Here is a 20,030-nt window from a genome sequence, read left to right on the forward strand (position 1 = left end):
CCTCTTTAAACCAACCATCTAAACAAATCAGCATGCTGCTAGTGGTGTTTTCTGGGTTTATCATGGCCTTCTTTATGCCATTTATCCTCAAACTCTTGAGGGGCAAAAGCTCAGCTTGGATTTCCCTGTTTCCGTTTACCTTGTTCAGTTTTTTTATCAGCTATTTACCCAGTGTGAATGCCGGTGAGATCTTAAAATCCCACTTGGAATGGGTACCAAGCCTAGGGGTAGGCTTGGATTTCTACTTGGACGGCCTGTCACTGCTTTTCTCCCTTTTAATTACCGGAATAGGAACTTTAGTCTTTCTGTATACTTCCTCCTATTTAAAAGGACACGTCTATTTGGACAGGTTTTACGCCTATTTATCCTTGTTTATGGGCTCCATGCTTGGGGTGGTTTTGGCAGACAACGTAATCACCCTGTTTGTATTCTGGGAACTCACCAGCATCAGTTCTTTCTTTCTGATCGGTTTTAACAACGAAAGTGACGCAAGCAGAAAGTCTGCATTAACAGCGCTAACCATCACCGGAATGGGAGGCCTTTTCCTGCTAGCTGGCATGGTCGCTATTGGATACATTAGCGGTGAATATCAGATTTCGGAGCTTGCCTCCATGCGACCTGAAATTCAAGGTAGTGACTGGTATTTACTGATTTTAGTGCTCATTTTCTTAGGAGCATTCACCAAATCAGCCCAATTCCCCTTCCATTTTTGGCTTCCCGGTGCGATGAAAGCGCCTACACCGGTATCCACCTACTTGCATTCCGCCACAATGGTAAAGGCAGGGATCTACGTTTTGGCACGCTTCACGCCAGTTCTGGGAGGGGATACTAGTTGGAATAGCACGCTGATTATCGTCGGTGGTATTACGATGGTATATGCTGCCATTCATGCCCTTTTTCGTTTGGATCTAAAGGGGATTTTGGCTTACTCTACTATCTCTGCCCTGGGCATCTTGGTGTTCTTGATCGGAATTGGTACCGAGGAAGCCCTATTGGCGGCTGGCGTATTCATCTTGGTGCATGCCCTATACAAGGCGACATTATTCTTGGTAACGGGCATTATAGACCACGAAACGGGTACCCGTGATATTTCCAGACTCTCCGGGCTAAACCGGGTGATGAAACCGGTAGCTATCGCCGCACTCCTGGCAGCCCTTTCCAATGCTGGAATTCCCTTGACTTTCGGTTTTATCGGAAAGGACCTAATATATGAAGCCACCCTTCATGCTGGCACAGCTGGACTCGTATTGACGGTGATGGCATTGATCACCAATGCGGCCCTTTTGGTCGCTGGTTTTATGGCAGGAATTCGACCATTTTGGGGAAAACTACCCGCTCCATTCGAAAAATTACACCTACCTCATTGGACCATGTGGTGGCCCCCACTCCTGTTAGGCTCACTTGGGCTGCTATTTGGCCTGCTGCCGGCACTGACAGAACCCCTGATGCAACCGGTGTTCTCTTCACTTACTTCAGAAGCCCCCACCTTTCACTTGAAGATATGGCATGGGTTTAATACCGTACTGCTACTTAGTTTGGGTACACTAGCCTTGGGCCTAGGCCTTTACTTCGTGGTAAAACCTTCAGAGTCCTTGCTGGCAAAGGCTACCCGATTTGAACGGGTGTCCCCACAACGAATTATGACCGGGCTCGCAAATAGTTTCTACTCTTTTTCGGGGAAATGGACCGGCTTTTTTCAAAATGGTTACCTCCGGTACTACCTGATCACCATCTTGAGTTTCCTTACACTACTCCTAGGCTACCGGTTGTTTTTGGGAGTGGAGCTTTACCTGAATACGGCGATGCTGTCCGAAGTCACGCTCTATGAGGCCATCATCGTCATCATTATGGCGGCAGCTATACTTTTCACCGTCTTCTCAAAGTCACGTTTGACAGCCGTGGCTTCTTTGGGCGTGGTAGGATATTGCTTTTGCCTAATCTTCCTTTTTTACTCAGCACCGGATCTGGCGATGACGCAGTTTTCGATAGACACACTGACGGTCATTTTATTTGTATTGGTGCTCTATAACCTCCCCAAATACCTAAAACTCTCCGAAACGAGAGACCGCATCCGGGATGGCATCCTTGCACTTGCATTTGGAGCGCTTATAAGTATACTCACGCTGGAAGTACTCAACGAGACAGTGGATAAAGACATTTCCACTTATTATGCGGAAAACGCCTATATCTTAGGAAAGGGAAAAAACGTGGTCAATGTGATCCTAGTAGACTTTAGAGGATTTGATACCATGGTCGAGATCACCGTATTGGCAATTGCTGCGCTGGGGGTATTTTCACTATTAAAATTACGTTTGAAAAGTATTGAAAAAGAATAGATAGATGAAGACCATTATATTCCGAACGGCATCCAATTACCTGTTGCCCTTGCTGCTGTTATTTGCCGTATTTATTTTACTAAGGGGCCATTACCTTCCAGGTGGAGGGTTTGTGGGAGGTCTAATAGCTTCCATTGCCTTTGTGATACATTCCTTTGCCAACGGACTGGACAAGACCAAAAGCATCATCAAATTTCACCCGGGCTTCCTTATGCCGGTCGGTTTATCTTTGGCATTACTGGCCGGAGCCGCACCATGGTTAGTGGGACAGCCGTTTATGACCGGTCTTTGGTTTGAGGAGCCCACTCCGGTAATTGGGTTGGTCGGTTCCGCCCTGTTTTTTGATACGGGCGTATTTCTAGTGGTCATTGGTGTTACGCTCACGATCATTTTCACCATTTCCGAAGGACTCTGAGATATGGAGATATTGCTGGTGATATTGATCGGTCTATTGTATGCGGCTGGAATCTACATGATTCTTAGAAGAAGTCTTGTAAAATTGATTATTGGACTGATCCTGTTGGGAAACGGTGCCAATATGTTGATTTTTCTCTTGGGGAAAGTGGTGAAAGGTAGTCCACCAATCATTGAAGCCTCGGAAAAAATGTTGGAAGGCCTTTATGCGGATCCACTGCCCCAAGCACTGATTCTGACAGCCATCGTCATCAGCTTTGGCTTGCAATCTTTTGCCATTATTCTGGTAAAACGGGCCTATAAAGTGGTGAAGACCGACGATCTAGATGAAATGAACGCAACCGACGAAGACCTATGAGTAATCCATATATTGTTTTACCGATCATTTTCCAGCTTTTTCTGGCCGTTTTGCTCATGTTTTGTTGGAACCAGAAAAACCTGCAAAAGCTCATCAGTGTGGTGGGTTCGGTCATTGCGTTGGTCATTGCAGGCCACCTTTTTGCAACTGTTTGGAACACCGGCATACAGACCACCCAGGCAGGCGATTGGGTAGCCCCTTTTGGGATAACCTTTGTGGCGGATTCCCTCAGCTCCCTGATGGTATTATTGACCGCCATTGCAGGATTGGGTGTTTCGGTATTTTCCGTCGGCAGTGTACGTAATGCGCGGGTAAGATTCGGCTATTTTGCCATTTTACACTTTCTGCTAATGGGATTAAATGGAGCCTTTTTAGCGGGAGACATCTTTAACCTGTACGTTTGGTTCGAAATCATCATCATTTCTTCATTTGTCTTGATCACACTTGGTGGTGAAAAAGCCCAACTTGAGGGAGCCATCAAGTATGTGACGATGAATCTCCTTGCATCGGTCGTATTTCTTACGGCTATTGCCATCCTGTATGGACTTACTGGAAGCCTGAATATGGCTGACCTTGCCGCCAAGGTAGCGGGCATTGAAAATCGCGGGTTGGTTAATGTCACCGCTGTTCTTTTTTTGGTGGGTTTCGGTATTAAATCGGCCATATTTCCATTGTATTTTTGGCTACCGGCGTCTTACCATACCCCACCTCCTGCCATATCGGCCATTTTTGGCGGTTTGCTAACCAAAGTTGGTGTGTATGCGCTATTGCGGGTTTTTACACTTATTTTTATCCCGGACGAATTTCTGATTACCGTAATAAGCGGCATCGCAGCCCTGACAATTTTATCGGGAGGGATAGGCGCTTTGATCCAAAATAACATCCGAAAGATATTTAGCTATCTAATCATCTGCCATATTGGATTTATGTTGGCAGGCTTGGGAATCTACACAGAGCTAGCTATAGTGGGTGTGGTATTTTACTTGACACATGATATCATCGTAAAAACGAACCTATTTATGGTGAGCGGGATAATCTTTAAAATCAAGGGAACCTATAGCCTGAGATTACTTGGAGACTTTTACAAAGACTATCCCAAGCTCTCGCTTCTAATGGCAGTCCCCTTGTTCTCGCTTGTGGGAATCCCTCCACTATCCGGATTTTGGGCAAAAGTATACCTAATTCAGAGCGGACTATCGACCGGTCAGTTTTTGCTGGTGGGCTTTATTCTGCTTGGAAGCTTGCTCACGTTGATAATCATCGCACAGGTTTGGGCCGGTGCATTCTGGAAAGAAGGAGCCGATCTTCCAAAAAAGAAAGAAATCAAGTATTACGATGAATTACGCCCGATAAAAAGGACCGCAATGATATCTTCTGTGGTATTTCTAAGTGCTGTTTCACTGTTTATAGGGCTTGGGGCGGAATACATTATACAGGTGGCACAGGCAGTCGCTGAGTCGCTGATGAATCCTGAACCATACATACACGCGGTATTAGGTAAAAACTCTTAAATTTAATCCCATGATCAAAACCCGATTTTTGAGTAACCTTCTTCTCTCCTTCATTTGGCTGGCGGTAACGGGTTCCTTTACCTTTCAGAACTTCGTATTTGGGTTTCTGTTGAGTTTTGTGATCATGTGGCTTATCAGCGCTAACCGTAGGGAAGAATCCTATTTCAAACGAGGACCAAAAGTCGTAGGCTTTATTTTCTTCTTTCTTTATGAACTGATCAAAGCCAATATCCAGGTAGCCTATGAGGTTATCACACCGAGTCACCTGATGTCACCAGGTATTATCAAAATACCGCTAACAGCAAAAACCGATTTGGAAATTACCCTGCTGGCCAACCTGATCACCCTGACTCCAGGTACCCTAAGCCTCGATGTGTCGGATGACAGAAAGGTATTGTATGTGCATGCTATGCATGTGAAGGACAGGGATAAATTTATTGATGACATAAAAAACGGCTTTGAAAGAAGGCTGCTGGAAATACTGCGATGACTATTTACGACTACTTATATTACATCATTCTGCCCTGCTTGGCGATTTGCACCGTGATCATCTTTGTGCGATTCCTGAAAGGGCCTTCGCTTTCCGATCGCGTGGTGGCTTTGGACTTGCTATTGACTACCGGGATTGGCATCATGGCCGTATATAGCATCCTGACTGATCAACCTACCTTTTTGGATATTGCGATGATTCTGGCGCTGATCGCCTTCTTAGGTACCGTTGCCTTTTCTTACTACTTGGAAAAACGAGAAAAAAATGAATGAGATCTCCATTTACCTATTGAGTACCACAGGCGCTTTGTTTATTTTCTTAGCTGCCATTGGCGTGGTAAAAATGCCCGATCTATACCTAAGAATATCTGTGACCACCAAAGCGGCAACGCTGGGGATTGGATTGATTTTGGTTGCCGCGGCAATTTATTTTGGAGATACCGCAATCACTTCGAGGGTATTGGCTATTATCCTTTTCATGCTGCTCACCGCTCCGGTGGGAGCCCACATGATTGGCCGTGCATCCTACTTCACAGGCGTTAAACTCTGGACGGATTCTAAATACGACGATTTAGAAGGAAAATACGATCCCCGATCGCATAAGCTTGCCAGCGAAGATAAACCTAAACAATCCGATAAAAAATGAAGCCCTATATCTATATGATCGCCCTGCTGCTGTTAGCAGCCGCCTGCGGCAAATCAACCCAAGAAGAAAATACTTCTGAAACCATGAGCAATACTTATTATTTCCTAGTGGGTTCGTATACGAATGCTCCGGAACATGGCATTTATATCGTCTCCTTCCACCCGGAAGAAGATTCGCTACACATAAATAATGTAGCCTCGGAACCTGAGAATCCTTCTTTCGTTGTTGCCAATCGAAACAATGACAGGGTCTACACCGTGGAAGAAACAGGCGGTGAATCAGGGGGAAAGGTAACTGCGTTTTCTCTGGATGGAGGAAATCTCTCGATACTAAATACCGTTTCTGCCGGTGGTGACGGACCCTGCTACGTTACCTTAGACCCCAGCGAACGATTCGTGGTAGTAGGAAATTACTCGGCCGGAAACTTCTCCGTAATCCCCATAACTGCCGATGGCAGCCTTTCGGAACCGGTACAGACAGTAAACCACCGTGGCAGCAGCGTAAATCCACGGAGGCAAACCAAACCCTACGTTCACTCTGCGGTGTTTCACCCAACCGAAAATCGGGTATTGATTGCGGATTTGGGTACCGACGAAGTGGTTGTATATGATTTTGATGCCACTCAAGCGACCCCCCTGAAAGAATCCCCTGTGTACCGTCTTCGCGTGGAGCCAGGTGCAGGCCCTCGGCATATGGTATTCAACCAACAGGGAGATCGCCTATACCTAATTCATGAGATCACCGCCGCCATAGGTGTTTATGCCTATGAAGAAGGCAAACTAAACCACTTGGAAACACATACATTACTTCGGGAAGATTTTGAAGGAAATGTGGGTGCAGCCGAAGTCCGGATTTCGCCGGATGGCAAATTTCTTTACGCCTCCAATCGCGGAGACGCCAATGAATTAGTTGCTTTTGCCATTGACCAAGCAGGTGGGCTAACCCACGTTCAAACGATCGGTTCAGGCGGATTAACACCTCGAAACTTCCAGCTAACTCCGGACGGAAAGTATTTATTGGCCGCCAATCAAAATAGCAACACCCTGTTGGTATTTGATAGAGATTCCTCCACCGGAAAGATTGCGCCTACTAACATAGCTTTGGAGATTAACAAGCCTGTTTACATAGACTTCTTGGATTAAAACAAGGGAAAAACCGAAATTGGTAATCAACTATCTTTTACTTATTATTGGGTCCTGAAACCCCTGTAGGGAGTTTTGAATTTAGGTACCAATTTCACTATTCATGACTGTATTGAGCGAGTTGACGTATAAAAGTATTCTTAACAGACGGGAGACTGAGAAAGCCATCGACCTGATAAAGACCAGATTTCCTGTAATTCTGGCTGAAAAGCTTAATCTATTTAAGATTTCCTGTCCGCTAGTGATCATGGATGGCACAGGGATCAACGACGACCTAAATGGCATCGAAAGGCCCGTGCGCTTTCCCATAAAAAATCAACAGGACGCATCAGCCGTTGTCGTGCAGTCATTGGCAAAATGGAAGCGCTGGCAACTAGCCGAGTTGGATGTGGACATAGAAGAAGGTGTAATCACCGACATGCGCGCACTTCGTCCTGACGAGGACTACTCGGCCATCCACTCCCTTTATGTGGATCAATGGGATTGGGAAAAAAGGATCACGCTTTCGATGCGTAAGCTTGCCTATTTGAAACAGACGGTAGATGCAATTTACCAGACGTTTTTAGACACAGAGCAGCTATTGTTTCAGGAGTTTCCGGATCTTACTCCACAACTGCCCAAGGAAATCACCTTTATCGAATCTGAAACATTATTAAGGAAATACCCTGGATTAAGTCCCAAACAAAGGGAAGACGCAATTGCCAAAGAAGTAGGTGCTGTGTTCATCATCGGCATAGGAGGCAAACTGAGCAACGGCGAACCCCACGACGGCAGGGCGCCGGACTACGATGACTGGAGTAGTGAAAACGAGGACGGATTCTTAGGCCTAAATGGTGATCTGCTCGTTTGGAATCCAGTCCTGGAACGCTCATTTGAGCTGTCATCTATGGGCATAAGAGTAGACAAACCCACCCTGTTGCGGCAATTGGAAATGACAGGATCCACTGAACGGACAAGATTATTTTTCCATCAGAAACTGATCAACAATGAGTTGCCGGAAAGCATTGGAGGGGGAATTGGCCAATCAAGAACCTGCATGTTCCTACTTCGGAAAATTCACATAGGAGAGGTTCAATGTGGAATATGGCCTGCCGAGGAACAGCGAAAGTGCAAACTTGCAAGTATACACCTGATGTGAGTTTCCGAGAAGGATGGCCTTTCGTTAGATATATTTGGCCAGCAATTCTTTTTCAAAAAATAATTCAAATAAATAGTTTCATTTACAAAAAGAATCCCTACCTTTATCGCAGTTAATACTATCAATTTATATTACTATTATGAACACAGGAAAAGTAAAATTTTTTAACGAATCTAAAGGATTCGGATTTATCATTGACGACGAGTCATCAAAAGAGTACTTTGTGCATGTATCTGGTCTAATCGACGAAATCAGAGAAGACGACGATGTTACTTTCGACCTCAAAGAAGGAAGAAAAGGTCTGAATGCTGTGAATGTGAAAGTGGTTAGCTAATCATATCATTGACAATCAGTTTAAAAAAAGCGGCTTCAAAAGCCGCTTTTTTTATTTGCTCAAGGTTTGGATTTCTCCCGATAGATCGCATCTAGCAACCCGTCTTCCTTGGCATCACTTCCCAATTGCCAAAACATGATTCCACCTAACCCTTCATCCACTGCATAGCGGGTTTTGAGGCGAATGGAAACGGTATCTTCGTAAGTGATGAAAACACTATCCCTTGGGTGGTATAAGTAAGGGGCTAGGGCCTTTTCATCCCAATGTCTTTCAAAACCACCCTTTCCTTCCATCGTTTCCCGAATCGCAGCGTAGCTGCCCCTGCCGGGCCACGGACCGCGGTTTCCTTGGAAAAGACCGTTGTTAGCGGGCGGAACACCAACCCATCCCTTGCCATAAAATGCCGCTCCAATTACCAGTTGACCGGGATCAATCCCTCTATCCATGCAATACCTTATTATTTTTTCAGCTGAATAAGGCCTGCTGGGATCGCCCCTCTCCTTTAGGTGCTCTCCAGCGGGAGTTCCTTCCAAGTCCCTCATGCTCAACGCTCCCAAATTCGTGTGATGCATCGTGAACTTATCTCCACCACCTGAGAGATCGTAGGTCATCAGATTCATATAATCCACGTGGCGCATCACTTCCTTTAATTCGATATGATCAAAAAAACGCTCCCACCCAGCAGCGGCAAATGTCAGCAACTGAGGTTGCTCAAGTTCATCAAGCGCTTTCCGGAGATCTGCCATCAATAGCGTGAAATTTTCCTTGTCCTCTGGGATATGAGGATTGCCAATTCCCGGTAATCCGGGGTATTCCCAATCTATATCCACGCCATCCAACTTATGTTCACGCTGAAAATCCACAACAGAAGATACAAATCGTCGGCGCCTCTCCGGATCGTTGGCCATTTCAGAAAATCCACCTGAACCACCCCAGCCACCGCAGGCAATCATCACTTTTAAATGGGGGTAACTCGACCTTTTTTCCACCAACTTTTGGAGAATGATAGCCGACGAATCATTTTTAAATTTCATCTCATCACCGATCACCTCGGTAAAGGAATATATGATATGGGTCAACTTGTCAAAAGGCAGCTCATCAACTTCCGCATTTCGCCAACTGGCATAATAATACGCCATCACCATCAGCTCTGAGTCCGAGTTGACCTCAACTTCTCCGTCTGGGCGGCCACAAGAGAGCACTAATGGAATAGCAAATGCAAATCCTATTATCTGTAAAATACGGTTCATATTCCCTTTGTTGATTACGCATGGAATTTACAACTATTTGGGCAAAACCAAGCATTCCTTAAGGCCTGAAAAACCACTACTGACAAAATCAGCTATAAAATGGTTCTGATTCTCTCTTATGAAAGGCCGCTATGATCTAAAAAACTGATTTTAAAACACATACACCGAAGACTACCAGGATATTTGGTTTTTTCGAAATAAAGCTGTAGTCTTGTTTAAAAAAACCGGGGGTTAGGAGGTGCAAATTTTTAAAAATCTTAGCCTCGAACCACTGACAACACCGATGCTCTTACTTTCTGTAGAAAGGGACTATCTTCTTTTTTAAAAAAGCGGTGGCCTTCTATGCTATGAAGAGATACTCATTAACGCTAGCACTGAAACTATTTTCAATTAAACTAACAAAACAATCATGTCAAAAAAAGTCGTAACGCTTGGTGAAATCATGCTCCGTCTGTCTACTCCTGACTTCAAAAGATTTGTTCAGTCAGATACGTTCGATGTAACTTATGGAGGTGGAGAAGCTAACGTGGCCGCTGCCCTGTGCAATTATGGACTGCAGGGAACCTTTGTATCAAAAGTTCCAGACAACCCCATTGGCCAGTCGGCCATCAATCACCTAAGGAGATTCGGAGTCGATACACAGTTCGTGGCAAGAGGAGGAAAAAGGTTGGGGATTTACTTTCTGGAAACTGGCGCTTCTATGCGAGCTTCCCAGGTGGTCTATGACCGTGCAGATGCTTCTATTGCAGACGTGGATATCAGCGAGTTCGACTTTGATAAGATATTTGATGGAGCGGTATGGTTTCATACCACCGGCATTACCCCTGCACTAAGCGACAAAGCCGCAGCCCTCACTGAGGCAGCCCTTAAAGCAGCCAAAGCCAAGGGCTTGACAACTTCGATAGACCTTAACTACCGCAAAAAATTATGGAGCAAGGAAAAGGCTCGCGAAGTGATGACCAGGCTTTGCCAGTACGTAGATGTTTGTATTGGCAACGAAGAAGACGCTGAAACAACCCTTGGATTTCACAGCAAAGAGACGGACGTCACAAAAGGCGAATTGAATCTAGAAGGCTACAAGGATGTATTCAAGCAAATGAAGGATAAGTTTAACTTCAAATACATTGCATCCACCCTACGTGAAAGCTACAGTGCTTCTGACAACGGATGGAGTGCCCTGGTATACGATGGAACGGAGTTCTACCACTCAAAGAAATACGATATCCGAATCGTGGATAGGGTAGGTGGCGGAGATTCCTTTGCCAGTGGATTGATTTATGGACTGATTTCTGGCATGAAAATGAGCGATGCTACTGAATTTGCGGTAGCTGCCTCTGCATTGAAGCATACCTTCCCTGGAGACATGAACCATGCCACCCTGAGTGAGGTTAAAGTACTTATGGAAGGCGACGCAAGTGGTAGGGTTCAGCGATAAGGGCTTCCCATCTTCATCTAACTAATCCTCGTTACGATTTCGCACTATGATCATCGACTCTTTGTCCAATGCTTCCCGCTATTACGGGGTGCATCCCCTTTTCAAACAAGCGTTTGAATATATCGCAGCCCAAGACCTGCATAACTTGGCACCGGGCAAATCTGACATCTCAGGTGATGGCCTGAAAGCCATCGCTTTCGTGGATGCCCCGTTGAAAACGCAAGCAGATTCCTTGGCGAAATTTGAATGCCACGATAAGAATATCGACATTCAACTGTGCGTATCGGGAAAAGAAACCATTGGTTGGAAATCCCGACAGGCTTGTAAGTCGTTAAAAGGGGAATACAACCCAGAAAAAGACGTCAGCTATTACAGCGATCAGCCTGATATGTATTTTCAGCTCGGAGAAGGACAGTTTGCCATCCTATTTCCTGAGGATGTCCATGCACCAATGATTGGAGAAGGCACGGTCAGCAAGTTGGTAATAAAAGTTAAACAGTAGCCCCTAAGGCGATAATAATCAGATCCTCCCTACTCTGTAACAAGGAGTTGATAGAGGCGTAAAATGAATAAATATGGCACTGAAAGAAGATCTGCTAAAAATGTTGCCCGAGCAGGGCATTTTGCCGCTTTACTTCGACAAAGACGCAGAAGTGAGTTTGGAAGTACTCAAGGCGTTATATGCCTCCGGTATACGGATGGTGGAATACACTAACCGAGGAGCTGCGGCATTGGAAAATTTTAAAAAAATGAAGGAGCTTCGTGACCGGGAGATGAAAGATCTTTACCTGGGGATCGGAACCATTAAAAATGCCCAACAGGCGAAAACCTATATTGAAGCGGGTGCAGATTACATCATCTGTCCGGGAACGATCCCCGAAGTAGCTAAGGTGGTAGACGATCACGGTATGCTTTGGGTGCCTGGTTGCATGACTCCATCAGAGATCATCGCCGCAGAAAATTTGGGTGCGAAATTGATCAAGCTATTCCCGGGAGATCTTCTAGGCCCTGGATTCTTGTCTTCTATTAAGGCCCTGTTCCCTGATTTGCTGTTTATGCCCACTGGCGGCGTTTCCTTGGATAGAGATAATTTGGCGTCATGGTTTAAGGCGGGTGTCTGTGCCGTAGGAATGGGTAGTAAACTGGTGAGCAAGCCCCTGCTGGAAGCCAAGAATTACACCAAAATTCAGGAAATGACCAAACAAGCCATTGATACCATTAAAGATATCAAGGGGTAAACGGCTCAATCCGTATATGACATCGAAAAAAGAGGCCCTGCTGTTGGACCTCTTTTTTTTTACGCAGTAAATTTCTCAAAGAACCACAATTCCTTGTTAGTATGCTTCGCATTAAGCCATTCCGACTAAGGAGCCTATTGGGGATTTTTTGACAGAAATGCGCATTTTTGGAATCATCTATGGGCTACTTTTGGGCGAAAATAGGTACATTGAGTTTTCAAAAACACACTATTCCATAAACTCATGAACCCAACCACCCCTCGGAGGACATTTGTCAAGCAATTGGGCGTATTGACAGCAAGTGCATTGGCAGTTCCCACCATCATACCCGGTTCCGCACTGGGAAAAAATGGATTTGTAGCACCATCTGATCGGATAAACCTTGCCTTTATCGGAGCTGGAAACCAGGCCGGAAATGATGCGCGCGGATTTTTAGATGATCCACGGGTACAGATTACCACCATATGCGACATCAACAAGGAAAGTTCCGGCTATTGGAACGGAAAGGTAGCCGGCAGGGAATTTATCATGAAGATGGTAGATGACTTCTACAGTGAAAAGCATGGCAAAAAATTCAAATCCACCAAGGGCGTATTGGACTTTCGGGAGGTTTTGGAAGCCAAAAACGTCGATGCGGTGGAAGTAGTCACTCCAGACCACTGGCATGCTATCCCTGTATTAATGGCCGCTGCGAACAAAAAGGACATTTATTGCCAAAAACCACTCACGCTGACAGTCAGTGAAGGCAGGGCAATGGCCGACGCTGTCAAAAAATATGGCATTGTTTTTCAAACAGGTAGTCAGCAACGCTCCGGAAAGGAATTCCGCCGGGTGTGTGAACTGGTCAGAAATGGTCGCATCGGAAAGCTGCAAACGGTCATTTGTGGCTTGCCCGGTGGCACGCCCGACTTTGGAAAAACCGGCCATCTGACGGAGACTGTCCCTGTTCCAAAAGACTTTGACTACGACACTTGGCTGGGACCTGCTCCCGAAGCGCCCTATTCTCCTTCCAGAACACACGTCAATTACCGATGGAATCTTGATTACTCCGGAGGCATGGTGACGGACTGGGGAGGACATCATCCGGACATCGCCCAGTGGGGTTTGGGAATGGACCATACCGGACCGGTAAAAATCCAAAATCCATCCTCCGTCTGGTCAGACCATCCGGTTTGGAACACGGCTACGGAGTTTTACTTTGAGTGTATTTATGAAAATGGCGTCAAACTGATCGTTACCAACGAGGCCGAACAGGGAGTGACGTTTATTGGTTCCGAGGGAAAAGCGTGGGTTACAAGAGGAAAATATAAAGTCACCCCCGAAAAGCTAGATGACACGGTTATAAGCCCGGGTGAGATAAATCTATATAAAAGCGACAACCATTACCGAAATTTCATAGACTGCGTTATTTCCAGAGAAGAAACAGTCGCTCCCTGCGAAGTTGGACATCGTTCGATTACCATTTCACACTTAGGAAACATCGCTATGATGCTAAACCGAGACTTGGAATGGGATCCAGTAGCTGAGCGCTTTCCCAATAACTTTGCTGCCAATCAATTTCTACATCGACAGATGAGAGAACCTTGGGGGGCTTTATACAGAAAATACCTGGTGTAAAACAAGGCACCCAAAAAACATCAAATAAAGGGGGGGTAGGTAAAGTACCAACCCCTTTCTATTTTAGCAAGCCAACGTAGGGGCCTTCCACTCACTCTTCAATTATATGGATAAATTGCGGGCAATAAACTCATTTTTGAACTTTCCTGTCGGGTCGTAGGCTTTGATAAGGTCCTGAAAATCCCCTAATCGCTCATATTGCGCAGCTATATCCGATGCATCCAACGTAAACAGTTTCCCCCAGTGCGGGCGAACCCCGAACGGCTTCAATCGACTTTCAATCTTGGGCAGCAGCTTCTGCACGTTCTCCCAGTCGGGCTTCCAGGTAAAATGTAGTGCGATGCTGTCTCTACCATAGGCCGGACTCATCCAAAGACTATCTGCTGCAATGGATCTGATTTCGGAAATCAAAAGATAGGGGTAAATATCGGGCCCCAAATCGTACAACGCCTGTATGGCCTCTACCGCATGATCCCTCGGTACAAAATATTCAGACTGTAGTTCTGCTCCACTAGATGGTGTAAACTCCATTTTGAAATGGGGTAACCTCAGGTGCCAAGGACCGGGAATCCCCATTTGTTCGGTACAATTTACCGAAGATATCTCACGAATGGGATGTAGATGGCTTTGCGCGAGTGTTGCCCCATAAAAATCCTCCGATACCCGAGGAATCTGCATAGATTCGATTCGCAACTTCAGCCAAACCTGATTGATGCTTCGCCCCTGCCAGTCAGTAAATAGGCTGACACTGTACCCACTTGAAAATACCTCCTGAAAATGCTCGCTTAGCGAGTCTAGGGGTAGATCCTCGTATACAAACTGGCAGACATTAAAGGTAGGCTCTATCCTCAAGGTTAATCGTTGCACTACCCCTAATGCTCCCAAATTAACTACCATGCCGTAAAACCGATCCGGATGCTTTTCTACCGACGCATGCACCGATTCCCCATTAGCAGTAACCAAGTCTAGCCCAACAACGATAGACGGCAGGTTTCCATTTTTATCACCAGAGCCATGGGTTCCGGTCGCACACGCTCCTGCTACAGAAATATGAGGAAGAGACGCCAAATTGTGCAATGCAAAACCTGCCTCATGAAGTGCCGAAGCCAATACCCCATATTGGATTGCTCCATTGACCGTTACGGTATTATCCGCCGGTGAAATGGCGATATGATCCTCCCATGCATCCATGGAAAGCTGTCGGTGCGGCGTGTCGGCTATGCTGTTAAACGAGTGCCTAGTCCCAAGCACGCGGAGGTGTGCCTGCTCTCTGAGAACCTTCTGTAGTGAAGTGAGATCAACCGGTTGCTCCAGTCCAGAAGCAGCGTAAACGAGGTTACCAGCCCAGTTTGCCCTAGGGGCAAGTTGTTTACCACCACTACAGGACACCATCGGCAGCAAGCTTTTTCCGGCCAATACCACACCGGAAGTCTTCAGAAAGTCTCTCTTCTTCATGTGTCAATAATTGTTTTTCAGTTGCCACATAGAATCCCTGCCTACCGGCAGGTCGCACGAATCCCCCAATAACTATCGGAGCGTCCCTCCGTGTGTCGCTTGCGTCGTGCTCGATTTCATGAGGTTTCATTGCCATTAGGGGAAAATACCCAAATCCATGTAACTAACGGCAATTCTCTCTAGTGCAAGGATGAAACCTGCTGTCCTAAGGCTCTCTATATTTTTTTCCTTTCGGGTTTTGTTCATTTCATGGTAAGCCGTCACCATGGTTTCTTCTAAACCCGAAACCACCAAGTCCCTTTCGCTGGCGCCCTTCACAATGAGTTCCTTTTGAGCCTCGGTGAACGTATCTCCAGTAGCGTTTTCAATACTTTCTAGCAGTGCATCAAACTTCTTCATGTCATACCGCTTTTCCAATTTCCCAAACGAAACCCGAGAGAGATTCTTCAACCACTCAAAATAAGAGACCGTAACCCCCCCTGCGTTCAGGTACATATCCGGAATAATCATCACATTCTTTTGCGCCAAAATTTTCTCCGCTTCCTGTGTCACCGGCCCATTGGCTGCCTCTCCGATGATTTTGGCCTTGATGTCACCCGCATTTTCTCCCGTGATCTGATTTTCCAGTGCCGCAGGAACCAAAATATCACAGGGGTAGGTCAAAAGTGAATTTGCTTCGGAAATAAACTCTCCTTTATGATAGCTTTTAAAGCCCCTGTTTTTTACCTGGAAAGCCTTCAGCGCTTCCAGGTCTATACCTTCCTCGTCGTATATGCCCCCATTGTACTCTGCTATTCCGATGATCAACGCACCGGCCTCAGATAAATATTTTGCAGAATGATATCCCACGTTACCAAAACCTTGTATAATTACCTTCTTTCCTCGAAGCCCTGTGGTCAAACCCAGCGCATCCATGTCCTCCTTCACACTAACCGCCTCTCGTATGCCAAAGAAAACTCCCATACCTGTAGCCTCCGTACGTCCATCAATCCCGTGCTGTGAAAGCGGCTTTCCGGTTACACAACCCTTCGCATTGATCACGTTTGGATTAAATGCTTCAAAGGTATCTACAATCCAAGACATCTCTCTCGCACCGGTTCCATAATCGGGTGCCGGCACATCGATAGCGGGACCTATAAAGTTTTTCTTTATCAGTTCAGACGTATATCTACGGGTGATACGCTCCAGCTGGGAAACATTGTATTTGGTTGGGTCGATACTAACACCCCCTTTGGCACCACCAAAGGGTATATTTACAAGGGCACACTTATAGGTCATCAGTGCCGCCAAGCCCTTTACTTCTTCTTCATTAACGTAGCTGCTGAAACGAATACCGCCCTTCACGGGAAGTTTATGATGGGAATGCTGAATCCTATAGCCCTTCAGTACTTGATAGGTTCCGTCGTCATTACGAATCGGAAAATTAAATTTATAGATGGCATTGCAGGCCTTTATCTGTTCCAGCAAGCCTGGATGAATGTCCATATGAGCGGCGGCATTGTCCACTGCCATGCACACATCATCGAATAAACTATACGCTTCATTTTCTTCTGACATAATTGGTTCGGTTTAAATTAAAGAATGTTTCTTACTTGAATAGAAAAGACTCAAATGTAAGAGATTGGAAACCAACCTACTGTTCCCACAAGTCTGATTGAGCGTACGGACTGCCCGGTACTTCGGTAAAGAAGGTTCCATCCACAAACCTAAATTGGTCGGACATTCCATTTAACAGCCTCAAATCCTCGTCTTCTAGCAGCAAATCCTTTGCTGCCAAGTTCTGCGAGATCCGCTCCCTGTTTACCGATTTTGGAATTACCGCCATGCCGCGGTGCAATGCATAGGCAATCAATACCTGAGCCGCACTTACATCGTGCTTCTTGGCAATTTCTGCGACATGCGCGTCCTCCAATAGAACCGGGTCGTCCGCCTTCCTCCTAGCTTTTGGGCGGTCGGCAGACCCTAACGGAGAGTAAGCTGTAAGCAAGATGTTTCGTTGCTTACAATAACCCACCAGCTTGTCTTGTCTAAGGTAGGGATGCGATTCGATCTGATTCATTTCCGGTTTGACCTCAGATGACTCCCAAAGTTCGGTCAATTTTTCGATATTAAAATTGGAAACACCGATGTGTCTGACCCGGCCAGCATGCTTTTCCTTCACCATGCCCTTCCATGTGCCAGACAGGGGTGCTTCTTGGTAAGAAAGGTAATCACTGCCTTCCTTTGGAAATAAAACATGCGATTTCAATGCCACCGGCCAGTGAATCAAGTATAAATCCAAGTATGCTAACTGAAGGTCTGCCAACGTACGGCTCAGCCCTCCGGCTACATCCCCTTCCAGGTGGGCATTATTCCATAACTTCGAGGTGACAAAAATATCATCCCTGCTCACCAATCCATCTGCAAAAGCTTTCGAGAGTGCCTCTCCTACTTCCTTTTCATTTTGATAGATGGCCGCGCAATCAATGTGGCGGTATCCCGCCTCCAGTGCCCAGAGTACAGCTTGGTATACTTCACCAGGTGCTGATTTCCATGTCCCCAACCCTACCGAGGGCATTTTGTCCCCATTTGCAAAAGTCAAATAATTCATCATGTTGTACGTATATAGTTTGCTATTTATTCAACTAATTAATCGTCACTGAAAAGCCCCCAAAACAGCCCAAAACGGAGTAAAGACCTGTTGCTAGGAACGAAAAAACAGCCGTTTGGTTATATGCCGCAATGGCAAAGGCACCCTGTTTTACGCTGATGAAGGTAATAAAAATGACCCAAAAGAAATAGAAACTTAAGGCGTTTATGCCACTCGCCTTTCACAAACAAAAAAATCCCGCTATTCACGGGATTTCTTGCATCATCTAAAGTAGTCAAAATTCCTATAGACCAAATACACGAGGTAGCCAAAGCGTAAGCTCCGGGAAAAGCGTAATGATCAGCAACCCAATAATCATCGTGATAAAAAAGGGCAGCAAGGGCAAAAACACCTTAGCAATACTGGTCTTGGCCACACCAACACCAACGAAGAGTACCGAGCCCACCGGCGGTGTACAAACGCCTATGCACAGGTTAAGTACCATCATAATCCCAAAATGAACGGGATCTATCCCCAAAGAGACTACCGCAGGCAAAAAGATCGGTGTAAAGATCAGAACCGCAGGCGTCATATCCATAAAGGTCCCCACAAACAACAAAATCAAATTGATGATAATCAATATTACAAACTTATTGTCACTGAGTGCCAGCAAGGTCGCGCTAATTGACTGAGGAATGTTTTCACTGGACATGGCCCATGACATACTCATCGAAGTGGCTATCAACAGCATCACGATGGAGGTAGTCTCCGATGATTTTAGCAATATTTTTGGCAGGTCTTTCAGACTGATTTCCCGGTATATAAACGATAGAATAATGGTATAAACTACGGCAATGGCAGATGCTTCCGTGGCCGTAAAAACCCCCACCACAATGCCTCCAATCACCACTACCAATAGAAACAAACTGGGAAGTGCATCCAAAAACTTTTTCGTCAGTTCCTTCATAGAAGTCACTTCACCCTGCTTCAGGTCATGCTTTTTGATGAAGACTGCGGCTGTAACCATTAAGAGAAGTCCGATCAAAATACCGGGTATATATCCGGCAACAAACAATGCGGCAATGGATACCCCCCCACTTGCCAATGAATAGACTATCAACACATTGGATGGAGGAATAATCAAACCTGTGGTGGAGGAGGTAATGTTTACGGCCGCACCTAACTCACGGGGATACCCTTCCTTTTCCATACGGGGCCCTAAAATACCGCCTATGGCAGAGGCAGCAGCAACCGCCGAACCTGCAATAGCACCAAAAAGCATGGACGCAATTACATTCACATACAACAGCCCACCAGGAAGACGTCCTGTGATAGCCTTTGCTAAATCAATCAATCGGTTGGCAATTCCTCCTTTGTTCATGATTTCTCCTGCCAGTATAAAAAACGGGATCGCCAGCAGCGAAAAACTATCCAATCCGGTACCCATCCGCTGTGCTATGGTGGTCGCGGAGGGAACAGTAGCGATGGTCACCGTCAGCGTGAGAAAACTGGACAGGCCCAAGCTCCAAGCTACCGGCACCCCCAAAGCCATCAAAGTGATGAAGCTTAAAACGAGTATAACAACACTGATATATTCCATGAAAACTAACTGTTTTGGGTGATGGGTTGAGTAAGTATTTTTCTGATTTCAACGATTTGGTAAAAAAGCACCAGCAAACCACTGATAGGAATGATCACGTATACGTAGGCCAAGGGAAGACCTAGTGTGGCTGATTTCTGCTGCAATGTATAGGTGATATAGACCAAATTACCCCCACCTAATAGCATCACGGGAACTACAAAAGAAACGATAACCAAGTGAATAAATACCATCAGACGCCGCTTGGCAGCGCCGTGTAACTTTTGAGGGTAGATATCAATGGCCAAATGTTCGTTTTTACCGGCAACGTAGGCCGCTCCCAACATACCCAACCAAACCAATAGGTACCTGGAAAGCTCGTCTGTATAAGAACTTGGAGATTGAAAAACGTAGCGCGACAACACCTGCCAAGTTACATTGACCACCATAACCGCCATGATGACGATCAGCAACACCGACACGATTCGGTCTATATTGTTTTTAATCTTTTCCATAAGG

Annotated in this window: 20 protein-coding genes; 14 read left to right on the top strand and 6 right to left on the bottom strand. The window is 45.8% G+C overall.

Annotated elements, in window-relative coordinates:
- Positions 1–32 precede the first annotated feature (32 nt).
- The 10 genes from IAQ59_RS01420 (at position 33) to IAQ59_RS01465 (ending at position 8,368) form a co-directional block, all read left to right on the top strand.
- Positions 33–2,336: a putative monovalent cation/H+ antiporter subunit A gene (locus IAQ59_RS01420; RefSeq protein ID WP_209328972.1), complete on the top strand. Its 2,304-nt coding sequence runs from the start codon at positions 33–35 to the stop codon at positions 2,334–2,336.
- A 4-nt stretch (positions 2,337–2,340) separates the two neighbouring features.
- Positions 2,341–2,751: a Na+/H+ antiporter subunit B gene (locus IAQ59_RS01425; protein ID WP_209328973.1), complete on the top strand. Its 411-nt coding sequence runs from the start codon at positions 2,341–2,343 to the stop codon at positions 2,749–2,751.
- A gap of 3 nt (positions 2,752–2,754) precedes the next feature.
- A complete protein-coding gene (locus IAQ59_RS01430; protein WP_209328974.1) occupies positions 2,755–3,108 on the top strand; it encodes a Na+/H+ antiporter subunit C in 354 nt (117 codons plus the stop codon).
- Complete coding sequence (locus tag IAQ59_RS01435; protein WP_209328975.1) at positions 3,105–4,619, top strand: proton-conducting transporter transmembrane domain-containing protein; 1,515 nt, start codon at positions 3,105–3,107, stop codon at positions 4,617–4,619. Before IAQ59_RS01430 ends, IAQ59_RS01435 begins: the two co-directional genes overlap by 4 nt.
- A gap of 10 nt (positions 4,620–4,629) precedes the next feature.
- Complete coding sequence (locus tag IAQ59_RS01440; protein ID WP_209328976.1) at positions 4,630–5,109, top strand: Na+/H+ antiporter subunit E; 480 nt, start codon at positions 4,630–4,632, stop codon at positions 5,107–5,109.
- Complete coding sequence (locus IAQ59_RS01445) at positions 5,106–5,381, top strand: cation:proton antiporter (protein ID WP_209328977.1); 276 nt, start codon at positions 5,106–5,108, stop codon at positions 5,379–5,381. Before IAQ59_RS01440 ends, IAQ59_RS01445 begins: the two co-directional genes overlap by 4 nt.
- Positions 5,374–5,754, top strand: coding sequence for a monovalent cation/H(+) antiporter subunit G (gene mnhG, locus IAQ59_RS01450; protein WP_209328978.1), 381 nt, complete (start codon positions 5,374–5,376; stop codon positions 5,752–5,754). The genes IAQ59_RS01445 and mnhG overlap by 8 nt, the downstream gene beginning before the upstream one ends.
- Positions 5,751–6,896: a lactonase family protein gene (locus IAQ59_RS01455; RefSeq protein ID WP_209328979.1), complete on the top strand. Its 1,146-nt coding sequence runs from the start codon at positions 5,751–5,753 to the stop codon at positions 6,894–6,896. Before mnhG ends, IAQ59_RS01455 begins: the two co-directional genes overlap by 4 nt.
- A gap of 103 nt (positions 6,897–6,999) precedes the next feature.
- Positions 7,000–8,034, top strand: coding sequence for an aspartate--ammonia ligase (gene asnA, locus IAQ59_RS01460; RefSeq protein WP_209328980.1), 1,035 nt, complete (start codon positions 7,000–7,002; stop codon positions 8,032–8,034).
- A gap of 139 nt (positions 8,035–8,173) precedes the next feature.
- Positions 8,174–8,368: a cold-shock protein gene (locus IAQ59_RS01465; RefSeq protein ID WP_010852279.1), complete on the top strand. Its 195-nt coding sequence runs from the start codon at positions 8,174–8,176 to the stop codon at positions 8,366–8,368.
- Positions 8,369–8,427: 59 nt separating this feature from the next.
- Here the strand turns inward: IAQ59_RS01465 and IAQ59_RS01470 are convergent, their stop codons facing one another.
- The gene (locus IAQ59_RS01470) at positions 8,428–9,618 is read right to left on the bottom strand and encodes a glycoside hydrolase family 18 protein (RefSeq protein ID WP_245189353.1); all 1,191 of its coding nucleotides are present in this window, start codon (positions 9,616–9,618) and stop codon (positions 8,428–8,430) included.
- 409 nt (positions 9,619–10,027) lie between these two features.
- Here IAQ59_RS01470 and IAQ59_RS01475 point away from each other — a divergent pair, with 409 nt between their 5' ends.
- The 4 genes from IAQ59_RS01475 (at position 10,028) to IAQ59_RS01490 (ending at position 13,908) form a co-directional block, all read left to right on the top strand.
- Positions 10,028–11,053 carry a sugar kinase gene (locus IAQ59_RS01475; RefSeq protein ID WP_209328981.1) on the top strand — a complete coding sequence of 342 codons (1,026 nt, stop codon included), beginning with the start codon at positions 10,028–10,030 and terminating at the stop codon, positions 11,051–11,053.
- Between the two features lie 46 nt (positions 11,054–11,099).
- Positions 11,100–11,555 carry a NanQ anomerase/TabA/YiaL family protein gene (locus tag IAQ59_RS01480; protein ID WP_209328982.1) on the top strand — a complete coding sequence of 152 codons (456 nt, stop codon included), beginning with the start codon at positions 11,100–11,102 and terminating at the stop codon, positions 11,553–11,555.
- Between the two features lie 73 nt (positions 11,556–11,628).
- Positions 11,629–12,291: a bifunctional 4-hydroxy-2-oxoglutarate aldolase/2-dehydro-3-deoxy-phosphogluconate aldolase gene (locus IAQ59_RS01485; RefSeq protein WP_209328983.1), complete on the top strand. Its 663-nt coding sequence runs from the start codon at positions 11,629–11,631 to the stop codon at positions 12,289–12,291.
- A 243-nt stretch (positions 12,292–12,534) separates the two neighbouring features.
- Positions 12,535–13,908 (top strand): Gfo/Idh/MocA family protein, encoded by a 1,374-nt coding sequence (locus IAQ59_RS01490; RefSeq protein ID WP_209328984.1) that lies wholly within the window; start codon positions 12,535–12,537, stop codon positions 13,906–13,908.
- A gap of 102 nt (positions 13,909–14,010) precedes the next feature.
- On the opposite strand, the gene IAQ59_RS01495 is transcribed toward IAQ59_RS01490, so the two are convergent.
- The 5 genes from IAQ59_RS01495 to IAQ59_RS01515 all read right to left on the bottom strand — a co-directional run bounded on the left by IAQ59_RS01495 (position 14,011) and on the right by IAQ59_RS01515 (position 20,026).
- Positions 14,011–15,363 carry a D-arabinono-1,4-lactone oxidase gene (locus tag IAQ59_RS01495; RefSeq protein WP_209328985.1) on the bottom strand — a complete coding sequence of 451 codons (1,353 nt, stop codon included), beginning with the start codon at positions 15,361–15,363 and terminating at the stop codon, positions 14,011–14,013.
- A 135-nt stretch (positions 15,364–15,498) separates the two neighbouring features.
- Positions 15,499–16,920, bottom strand: coding sequence for a Glu/Leu/Phe/Val family dehydrogenase (locus tag IAQ59_RS01500; RefSeq protein WP_209328986.1), 1,422 nt, complete (start codon positions 16,918–16,920; stop codon positions 15,499–15,501).
- 76 nt (positions 16,921–16,996) lie between these two features.
- Positions 16,997–17,956 (bottom strand): aldo/keto reductase, encoded by a 960-nt coding sequence (locus IAQ59_RS01505; protein WP_342450671.1) that lies wholly within the window; start codon positions 17,954–17,956, stop codon positions 16,997–16,999.
- Positions 17,957–18,236: 280 nt separating this feature from the next.
- Positions 18,237–19,532, bottom strand: a complete 1,296-nt coding sequence (locus IAQ59_RS01510; RefSeq protein WP_209328987.1) for a TRAP transporter large permease — start codon at positions 19,530–19,532, stop codon at positions 18,237–18,239.
- A gap of 5 nt (positions 19,533–19,537) precedes the next feature.
- Positions 19,538–20,026: a TRAP transporter small permease gene (locus tag IAQ59_RS01515; RefSeq protein WP_209328988.1), complete on the bottom strand. Its 489-nt coding sequence runs from the start codon at positions 20,024–20,026 to the stop codon at positions 19,538–19,540.
- Between the last annotated feature and the right edge of the window lie 4 nt (positions 20,027–20,030).

Origin of the sequence: Lunatimonas salinarum, from assembly GCF_017811155.1 — a bacterium.
Taxonomy (GTDB): Bacteria; Bacteroidota; Bacteroidia; order Cytophagales; family Cyclobacteriaceae; genus Lunatimonas; species Lunatimonas salinarum.

Bases quoted from the DNA above. Each gene is read 5' to 3' on its own strand.
- IAQ59_RS01420 (WP_209328972.1), top strand. From the start codon at position 33: ATGCTGCTAGTGGTGTTTTCTGGGTTTATCATGGCCTTCTTTATGCCA.
- IAQ59_RS01435 (WP_209328975.1), top strand. From the start codon at position 3,105: ATGAGTAATCCATATATTGTTTTACCGATCATTTTCCAGCTTTTTCTG.
- IAQ59_RS01455 (WP_209328979.1), top strand. From the start codon at position 5,751: ATGAAGCCCTATATCTATATGATCGCCCTGCTGCTGTTAGCAGCCGCC.
- IAQ59_RS01495 (WP_209328985.1), bottom strand. From the start codon at position 15,363: ATGAAGAAGAGAGACTTTCTGAAGACTTCCGGTGTGGTATTGGCCGGA.
- IAQ59_RS01430 (WP_209328974.1), top strand. From the start codon at position 2,755: ATGGAGATATTGCTGGTGATATTGATCGGTCTATTGTATGCGGCTGGA.
- IAQ59_RS01490 (WP_209328984.1), top strand. From the start codon at position 12,535: ATGAACCCAACCACCCCTCGGAGGACATTTGTCAAGCAATTGGGCGTA.
- IAQ59_RS01505 (WP_342450671.1), bottom strand. From the start codon at position 17,956: ATGATGAATTATTTGACTTTTGCAAATGGGGACAAAATGCCCTCGGTA.
- IAQ59_RS01440 (WP_209328976.1), top strand. From the start codon at position 4,630: ATGATCAAAACCCGATTTTTGAGTAACCTTCTTCTCTCCTTCATTTGG.
- mnhG (WP_209328978.1), top strand. From the start codon at position 5,374: ATGAATGAGATCTCCATTTACCTATTGAGTACCACAGGCGCTTTGTTT.
- IAQ59_RS01485 (WP_209328983.1), top strand. From the start codon at position 11,629: ATGGCACTGAAAGAAGATCTGCTAAAAATGTTGCCCGAGCAGGGCATT.
- IAQ59_RS01465 (WP_010852279.1), top strand. From the start codon at position 8,174: ATGAACACAGGAAAAGTAAAATTTTTTAACGAATCTAAAGGATTCGGA.
- IAQ59_RS01445 (WP_209328977.1), top strand. From the start codon at position 5,106: ATGACTATTTACGACTACTTATATTACATCATTCTGCCCTGCTTGGCG.
- IAQ59_RS01510 (WP_209328987.1), bottom strand. From the start codon at position 19,532: ATGGAATATATCAGTGTTGTTATACTCGTTTTAAGCTTCATCACTTTG.
- asnA (WP_209328980.1), top strand. From the start codon at position 7,000: ATGACTGTATTGAGCGAGTTGACGTATAAAAGTATTCTTAACAGACGG.
- IAQ59_RS01470 (WP_245189353.1), bottom strand. From the start codon at position 9,618: ATGAACCGTATTTTACAGATAATAGGATTTGCATTTGCTATTCCATTA.
- IAQ59_RS01515 (WP_209328988.1), bottom strand. From the start codon at position 20,026: ATGGAAAAGATTAAAAACAATATAGACCGAATCGTGTCGGTGTTGCTG.
- IAQ59_RS01500 (WP_209328986.1), bottom strand. From the start codon at position 16,920: ATGTCAGAAGAAAATGAAGCGTATAGTTTATTCGATGATGTGTGCATG.
- IAQ59_RS01425 (WP_209328973.1), top strand. From the start codon at position 2,341: ATGAAGACCATTATATTCCGAACGGCATCCAATTACCTGTTGCCCTTG.
- IAQ59_RS01475 (WP_209328981.1), top strand. From the start codon at position 10,028: ATGTCAAAAAAAGTCGTAACGCTTGGTGAAATCATGCTCCGTCTGTCT.
- IAQ59_RS01480 (WP_209328982.1), top strand. From the start codon at position 11,100: ATGATCATCGACTCTTTGTCCAATGCTTCCCGCTATTACGGGGTGCAT.